The organism is Polaromonas sp. CF318 (genome assembly GCF_000282655.1).
Lineage (GTDB): Bacteria > Pseudomonadota > Gammaproteobacteria > Burkholderiales > Burkholderiaceae_C > Polaromonas.
This window is the reverse complement of sequence record NZ_AKIV01000033.1, coordinates 1-7140: the sequence shown is the minus strand read 5'-3', so window position 1 is coordinate 7140 and position 7140 is coordinate 1. Positions and strand designations below refer to the sequence as shown.

Below are 7140 nucleotides of genomic sequence, written 5' to 3'. Positions count from 1 at the left end.
GCCGACTGGCGGCCCGCCGCGCCTTCGGCCCAGAAAATCAAGAAAGACGGCTCCGGCCAGGCGCCGCAACTCGCGTTCACCGAGAATCCGGACATCCTGGCCAGCGTGGCCCAGTCCGCTGCGGCACAGGCCGGCCGGCTTTTCTGCGTGGGTTTCGCGGCGGAAAGCCAGGACCTCGCGGAAAACGCCGAAGCCAAGCGCCTGCGTAAAAAAGTGCCGCTGCTGGTCGGAAACATCGGCCCCGACACCTTCGGCCAGGACCACAACGCGCTGCTGCTGGTGGATGCGAAAGGCAGCACTGCGCTGCCCCGGGCTTCCAAGCTCTCGCTGGCGAGGCGACTGATGGGTGAGATCGCGGCCAGGATGGCGGATGCCTCCAAAGGGAAAGCGGCGGCATCGTGAACCTTCCCTCCAACACGCCGCCGGACGGCGATTTTGTGGCTTATGTGGAGCGCCTGACCCGTGCGAATGCGCATGCGCCGGCCGAAGCCCGTGAAGACCGGCTCAAGCCCCGGGAAAAGACCGCGCCGCGCCCACCGTCTCCGGCCGGCATCGCTACGCCGCCCGCCAAACCTGAACCGGTCGCAGTCACCGGCGCCGCCTTTGTCACCCACGTCAAATGGGTGCTTATCCTGTGGATCGCCACCCAGGTCTTGTCCGAGGTGGTGCCCGGCGCCGCTTTCCTGTTCCTGCCCGTGCTGCTGGTATATGGCGCGTGGGCGATCTTCCAGGCCAACCGCCGCTCATCCGGGGCGCTGCTCCAGCGCCTGCGCGAACTGGCGCAGCAAGCGGCCAAAGAGGCCGAAGGGGCCCAAAAAAATCAACCATTCCGTAGAAAATAGTTTCATGCACATCGACGTCAAGATTCTCGACCCGCGCCTTCAGAACAACCTTCCCACCTACGCCACGCCCGGCAGCGCCGGCCTGGACCTGCGCGCCTGCCTGGATGCGCCGCTCACGCTGGCCGCCAATGCCTGGCAACTGGTGCCCACCGGCATCGCCATCTACCTGCGCAACCCGGGCTATGCCGCGCTGATCCTGCCGCGCTCCGGCCTGGGCCACAAGCACGGCATCGTGCTGGGCAACCTGGTGGGCCTGATCGACAGCGACTACCAGGGGCAGCTGATGGTCAGCGCCTGGAACCGTAGCGACGTGCCCTTCACGATTGAACCCATGGAGCGGATCGCGCAGCTGATGATCGTGCCCGTGGTGCAGGCGCAGTTCAACGTGGTCTCCGAATTCCCCGCCAGCGAGCGTGGGGAGGGCGGCTACGGCTCCACCGGCAAGGCCTGAGCCCGGCGCCCTGGCTGTCGCGCGCAGAGGTGGGGGTTTTTTCCTACAACCCCTGCAACACGGCTCCCACGCCACCACAGGCCCAATCCCCACCCGGGGAGGAGCGGGTCGCATCCTTAATAAGCCATGAGAGTCCATGCGCCTGTGGTGCCGGGATCTCATGACTTACCAACAGGAGAGACTCATGCGAAACACATCCCGCTTTATTTCATCTGCGTCCATGGTGCTGGCGCTGGCCGCCCTGGCCGCCTGCGCACCCATGAACCCGCCGCCGACGTCCGACGCGAATTACCCGCCCGCCTACCCCAACACCGCCAGCTACCCTAACCAGACCTATCCCGCTGGGAGCTATCCCGCCAACCAGCAGAACCGCTATGTCGAATACGGACGGGTCAGCAACGTTGAAGTGTTTCGCACCCCGGAACAAGCCAGGAGCTCAGGCATAGGCGCCATCCTCGGTGGTGTGGCCGGCGCGGTGGTGGGCCACCAGATCGGCGGCGGCACCGGCAAGGACGTGGCGACGGTTGCCGGCGCTGTGGGCGGCGCCGTGGCCGGCAATGCGATTGAAAGAAACCGCAACACCACGGTGCGTGAAACTTATCGCGTGTCCGTGCAGCTCGACAACGGCACCGGCCGTGCCTATGACGTGCCTTCCACCGGCGACCTGCGCATAGGTGACCGCGTGAGGATTGAGAACGGCCTGCTGTACCGCATGTAAGCAGCAGGAGCCTGAAAGGCGGGACGGTGCTGCCGCCGCCTTTTGCTCAGTGCAGGGTGCCGCTTCCGGGCGTGAGCGGCTCGAGCTTGAAGAAACCGGTGCCCAGGGAGCCCTGGCCGATTTCCTCTTCGCTCGCTTCACGCACCGACTCGACCTTGACCGCCAGCCGGATGGCGATGCCCGCCAGCGGATGGTTGCCGTCCAGCACCACGTGCTCGGGATAGATTTCGGTGACCGTATAGATATGGTCGTGCGGCGCCGTTCCGCTGACACCTTTGGGCAGGGCCGCGCCGTCGAAGGTCATGCCTTCTTCGAGTTCGGCCGGAAAAACCTTGCGGGGCTCGAGAAACACCAGGCTTTCGTCATAGTCGCCAAAGGCGTCTTCGGGCTCCAGGTGCAGTTCAAGCTTGTCGCCGGCTTCATGGCCTTGCAGCGCCTGCTCGATCTTGGCCAGCAGGTCGTCACCGCCCAGCAGGAACTCTATGGGTTCATCCAGCTCATCCAGCACATCGCCCAGGGTGTCTTTCAGCGTCCATGTTAGGGCTACGACGCATTGCGGGGTGATTTTCATCGGACAATTGTCCCATGGATGTAAACCAATCTCTAGCGCTCCTTGCCGGCCTGAGCCCGGCGCAATTCATGCGCCGTCACTGGCAGAAAAAGCCGCTTCTCGTTCGCCAGGCGCTGCCCGGATTCCAGCCTTTGCTGAGCCGCGCGGCCCTGTTCAAATTGGCCGCGAGCGAACAGGTGGAGTCGCGCCTGATCGTCCAGCAGGCCAAGGGCTGGCGCATGAAGCAGGGGCCTTTTGCGCCGCGCAGCCTGCCGCCGCTGAGCCAGAAGGCCTGGACCCTGCTGGTGCAGGGCGTAGACCTGCATGACGCCGGCGCGCACGAGCTTTTGCAGCGGTTTCGTTTCGTTCCCGATGCGCGGCTTGATGACTTGATGATCTCTTTCGCCACGGCGGGTGGTGGCGTGGGGCCGCACTTTGACAGCTATGACGTGTTCCTGCTGCAGGCCAGCGGGCGGCGGCGCTGGAAAATAGGGCGTCAAAAAGACCTGAGCCTGCAGGAGGGCGTGCCGCTGAAGATCCTGCAGAACTTCGAGCCTGAGCAGGAGTTTGTGCTGGAAGCCGGCGACATGCTTTACCTGCCCCCGCGTTATGCCCATGACGGTATTGCCGAGGCGGCGGTGTCGGGCGACTGCATGACCTATTCGATTGGCTTCAGGTCACCGGGGCGTAGCGAACTGGCGGCGGAACTGCTGCAGCGCCTGGCGGAATTCAGCGAGGACGACCGGCAGTCGGATGCCCCCGCGGGTCGCCGCACAGCCAAAGCCCCCGAGATCTACCGCGATCCCGCGCAGGACGCCACCGCCACCCCGGCGGCTTTGCCGTCAGAGCTGGCCGCTTTCGCCAGCCAGGCCGTGCAGGACGCGCTGAAAGACCCCCTTGCGCTGGCCTGCGCGCTGGGCGAGTACATGACCGAGCCCAAGCCCTCCGTGTGGTTTGACGAAGCCGCGGATGAATGGGATGCCGAGGCCGCGCGGGCCGGCCGGGCAGGGGTCAGGCTGGATGCGCGCACGCGGATGATGTATGACGCCGATCATGTGTTTATCAACGGGGAGAGCTACCGAGCCAAAGGCGCGGATGCGACGCTGATGCGCCGGCTGGCCGACGGACGCGGCCTGGCGCCGCAGGAGTTGCGCAAGGCCGGCGCCTCGGCGATGGCATTGCTGGGCGACTGGCATGATGCCGGTTGGCTGCGACAGGAGCCGCACGCGGATTCCTGATCCGGCCAGCACCTGTTAGCCACTTTTGCCAAGGAGATACTCCATGGAGACTGACACAACACCCACCCCGCCGCAGGCCTTGCCGGAAGGCCGTTTCAGCGGGCGCGTCGACTTCACCGAGATGATCCGCCTGGCTTTTGCCGCGGCGGCGCAGCAAGGCTGGCGTGAAATCATCGTCTGCGACCCGGATTTTGAAGACTGGCCTCTGGGGGAGCGCGTGGTGGTGCAGGCCTTGAACGACTGGTCCAAAACCGGCCGGACCTTCACCATGCTGGCCAGGAACTACGACGAGGTGCTGCGCCGGCATGCCCGATTCGTCACCTGGCGGCGGACCTGGGCCCACATCATTGAATGCCGTGCCAACGCGTCGGCCCCGGCCGATGACCTGCCCAGCGCCTTGCTGGGGCCGGGCTGGGTCTTTGAACGCCTGGACCTGCAGCGCTGCACGGGCATGGCCGGGTCCGAGCCGGCGCGCCGGGTCACGCTGAGGGAGCGGCTCAATGAAAGGCTGCTGAAAAGTTCACCAGCCTTCCCGGCCACTACCCTGGGCCTTTGAACGCAAGGATTGCGCAAGCCTCACGCGGGGGCGTTATACGGTCATGCTTTGCCGACTAAGGGTTTCCGGACTTGTAATATCCAGCATATAATTTAAAGCTGGGTAGAAAGAGCTCGAGTCCTTTCCCCGGTCAAAAATAACTTGAATTCCGGTTTGGGTTTCTTTTGACAATTTCCGGAAATTGTTTTCTTAAATATCATCAAGGATCGTAAAAATGAACAAGTCCCTCGTTTTGGCAGCTATCGTTGCCGCTGTTGCACTGGCTGCTTGCGGCAAGAAAGAAGAAGCCGCAGCACCCGCACCAGCCGCTGCAGCTCCTGCTCCTGCTGCTGAAGCTTCCGCACCAGCCGCTGCTGCATCCGCTCCCGCTGCCGATGCATCCGCACCTGCCGCCGCCGCATCCGCTGCTCCTTCCGCTGAAGCTGCTGCCGCCGCTGCAACCACCGCTGCTGCCAGCGCTGCCAAGAAGTAATTCTTCAGCGAGTTGAAAAAAGCCGCCGCAAGGCGGCTTTTTTTATGGCCGCTGTTTCCCTGTCGTGGACGCGGCAAGCGCCGGGCCCATGCCGCGGCCTCAAAGCGAAAGCCAGGGCGTTCCGGTGTCGGGCCCGGCCACGACGATGTCGTCCGCGCCGCAACCCAAGGTTTCAGCCATCAGCGCCTGCACCAGTGCGGGCCGGTTGTTCTGCGCGCTCAGGTGCGCGGCCACCAGGTGCCTGAAACGCCCATGAACCAGGGTGCGGGCAATTTCCACCGCCGCGGCATTGGAGAGGTGGCCGTACTGCCCGCCCACGCGCCGCTTTAAGAAGGGCGGATACGACGACCGCGCCAGCATATCGGTGTCGTGGTTGCACTCCAGCATCAGGGCGTCGCATGCCATGAGATGCGACATGACATGGGTGGTGGCGTGGCCCAGGTCGGTCAGGATGCCAAGCTTGGCCGAACCGTCGCTGCAGCTGAGCTGCAAGGGCTCCCTGGCGTCGTGCGGCACCGTGAACGGTGTGAGCTGCAGGCCTCCCAGTTCTATGGCCTTGCTGTCACGCGCGATGTGCAGCAGCCCGTCGAAATCCGGCGCGCCTATGGCGGCATGCGTGCCGTGGCTCATCCAGACCGGGATGCGGTAGCGCAGGGCGAGCGAGCGCGCGCAGCCGATATGGTCGCCGTGTTCATGCGTGATGAACACGGCATGGATGTCCTCGGGCTGCAACCCGGCCTCGCCAAGCCGGTAAAGCAGGTGTTTGAGGCCCAGCCCGCAGTCGACAAGAACCCGCGAAGGCGCGATTCCCGTTGCTTCGACCACGGTGGCATTGCCCGAACTGCCGCTGCCCAGGCTTTTGAACCTCAACATAGGCGTCGCAATGCGTGGCCGGGGCGGTCGTCGGGCGGCAAGCCCGGATTACTTGAGGTCGTCGGCAATCACCTGCACGATGCGCTGGGCATTGGCCGACGATTCGGCGGCACCCTGTGCATTGAGGACGGAAACCGTGGTGCTCTCGCCCTGGCTCTTGACGGCGATGCGGTATTTCAAGGGCGGCGTGGCGGCCGGCGATCCGCTGAACAGCTTGCTGAAGAAGCCGGGCTCGGTCTTGTTGGTGACCGGCTCGACGTAGCGCACGAAGTAGGTGCCCTGGCTGCGGTCGCGGTCTTCAACGGTGAAGCCGGTGCGGTCCAGCGCCAGGCCGACCCGGCGCCAGGCGCGGTCAAAACCTTCGTCGATCTGCACGACGGGCAGGTTGTTGACCGTGGCGATGCGTGAGGTCTGCTTGGTGGCGCCCGCGGCCACCAGGGCCTTGGACTGCTCTTGCGACACGCCCAGCTTGACCATCAGGCGGCGCAGGAATTCGGCTTCAAGTTCCGGGTCGGCGGGACGAGGCTGCCAGACCGTGCTGTCGCCGGAAGCGGCGTTGCCGGTTTTCCCGCCGGTGATCACTTCCACCATGCCGCGGTGGCTGACGTAAATTTCAGTGCCGCCATCGGGGCGGCGCTCCAGGCGCGTGCGGAACTTGTCGCGCTCGCCGGTCGAATAGAGGCCGTCAAAGACCTTGCCCAGCGCGCTGCGGATGAAATCCTGCGGCAGCTTGGCGCGGTTCTCGGCGAAGTCGGTTTCCATGATGCCCAGGTTTTCCTGGTCCTGCGCGAGCAGGAAGCCGCTTTCCAGCCAGAAGTCGCGCACAGGGCCCCAGAGCTTGTCGGCGGGCCGGTTGACGACCAACCAGCGCTGGGTGCCCGCGCGCTCGATGCGCACGTCGCCGACGGCGGCGGTGGCTGTCTGCACGGCCTGCGTAGGCTGGCCCACCTGGTAGCTGCTGGCGGACACCGCCGTGCCGGGCACCACGTAACGGGTGTCACGGCTGAGCTGGGTCAGGTCGGGGGGGATGTCCAGCGAAGGGCCCTTGGCGCCGCTGCTCTTGTAATCGACGCGTTCACCGTCCATTACCTCGCGCAGGGAGGAGCAGCCGGCGAGCAGGCCGAGGGCAACCAGCGCGGACACGGCTGCGGCGCTCCGGGCTTTTGAAAATGCAGGACGTGTTGGCGATATCTTCACTTGGGTTCCCTTAAAAATCAGATCAGGCAAATCAAATCAGGCCGCAGGCGCGCAAGGCGTTTTCCACGGCCGCTTCGTTCGATGTTTCCAGCGGCGTCATGGGCAGGCGCAAGGTGCCGCCGCAAAGACCCATCCGGGCCATGGCCCATTTGACGGGAATCGGGTTGGCTTCAATAAACAGGTTTCTGTGCAGCGGCAGGAGCTTGAGCTGCAATTCCATGGCGCGGCGGGTGTCGCCCGCCA

The 7140-nt window shown here is 64.8% G+C and carries 11 protein-coding genes; 7 read left to right on the top strand and 4 right to left on the bottom strand.

Annotation, left to right across the window (positions count from 1 at the left end; translation table 11 throughout):
* From PMI15_RS04380 to PMI15_RS04365, 4 genes are all read left to right on the top strand, one after another.
* Positions 1–402, top strand: a 402-nt coding sequence (locus tag PMI15_RS04380) for a phosphopantothenoylcysteine decarboxylase (RefSeq protein WP_007864239.1), incomplete at its 5' end; no start/stop codon positions are given.
* Entirely contained in the window at positions 399–842 is a 444-nt protein-coding gene (locus PMI15_RS04375) for a hypothetical protein (RefSeq protein ID WP_007864237.1), read from the top strand. The genes PMI15_RS04380 and PMI15_RS04375, both read left to right, overlap by 4 nt.
* A gap of 4 nt (positions 843–846) precedes the next feature.
* Complete coding sequence (gene dut / locus PMI15_RS04370; RefSeq protein WP_007864236.1) at positions 847–1293, top strand: dUTP diphosphatase; 447 nt, start codon at positions 847–849, stop codon at positions 1291–1293.
* A gap of 184 nt (positions 1294–1477) precedes the next feature.
* Positions 1478–2011 (top strand): glycine zipper 2TM domain-containing protein, encoded by a 534-nt coding sequence (locus tag PMI15_RS04365; protein WP_007864234.1) that lies wholly within the window; start codon positions 1478–1480, stop codon positions 2009–2011.
* Between the two features lie 46 nt (positions 2012–2057).
* On the opposite strand, the gene PMI15_RS04360 is transcribed toward PMI15_RS04365, so the two are convergent.
* On the bottom strand, positions 2058–2582 hold the full coding sequence (locus PMI15_RS04360; protein WP_007864233.1) for a peptidylprolyl isomerase: 525 nt from the start codon (positions 2580–2582) through the stop codon (positions 2058–2060).
* A gap of 14 nt (positions 2583–2596) precedes the next feature.
* On the opposite strand from PMI15_RS04360, the gene PMI15_RS04355 reads away from it, so the two are divergent.
* From PMI15_RS04355 to PMI15_RS04345, 3 genes are all read left to right on the top strand, one after another.
* Positions 2597–3799 carry a cupin domain-containing protein gene (locus PMI15_RS04355; protein ID WP_007864231.1) on the top strand — a complete coding sequence of 401 codons (1203 nt, stop codon included), beginning with the start codon at positions 2597–2599 and terminating at the stop codon, positions 3797–3799.
* Positions 3800–3842: 43 nt separating this feature from the next.
* Positions 3843–4355: a hypothetical protein gene (locus PMI15_RS04350; protein WP_007864230.1), complete on the top strand. Its 513-nt coding sequence runs from the start codon at positions 3843–3845 to the stop codon at positions 4353–4355.
* Between the two features lie 245 nt (positions 4356–4600).
* Positions 4601–4843 carry a hypothetical protein gene (locus tag PMI15_RS04345; protein ID WP_036837460.1) on the top strand — a complete coding sequence of 81 codons (243 nt, stop codon included), beginning with the start codon at positions 4601–4603 and terminating at the stop codon, positions 4841–4843.
* A gap of 83 nt (positions 4844–4926) precedes the next feature.
* Here the strand turns inward: PMI15_RS04345 and PMI15_RS04340 are convergent, their stop codons facing one another.
* The 3 genes from PMI15_RS04340 to PMI15_RS04330 form a co-directional block, all read right to left on the bottom strand.
* Positions 4927–5700, bottom strand: coding sequence for an MBL fold metallo-hydrolase (locus PMI15_RS04340; protein ID WP_007864229.1), 774 nt, complete (start codon positions 5698–5700; stop codon positions 4927–4929).
* A 48-nt stretch (positions 5701–5748) separates the two neighbouring features.
* Positions 5749–6843, bottom strand: coding sequence for an outer membrane protein assembly factor BamC (gene bamC / locus PMI15_RS04335; protein WP_007864227.1), 1095 nt, complete (start codon positions 6841–6843; stop codon positions 5749–5751).
* Between the two features lie 85 nt (positions 6844–6928).
* A partial coding sequence (locus PMI15_RS04330; protein ID WP_007864225.1) for a dihydrodipicolinate synthase family protein occupies positions 6929–7140 on the bottom strand: 212 nt, incomplete at its 5' end.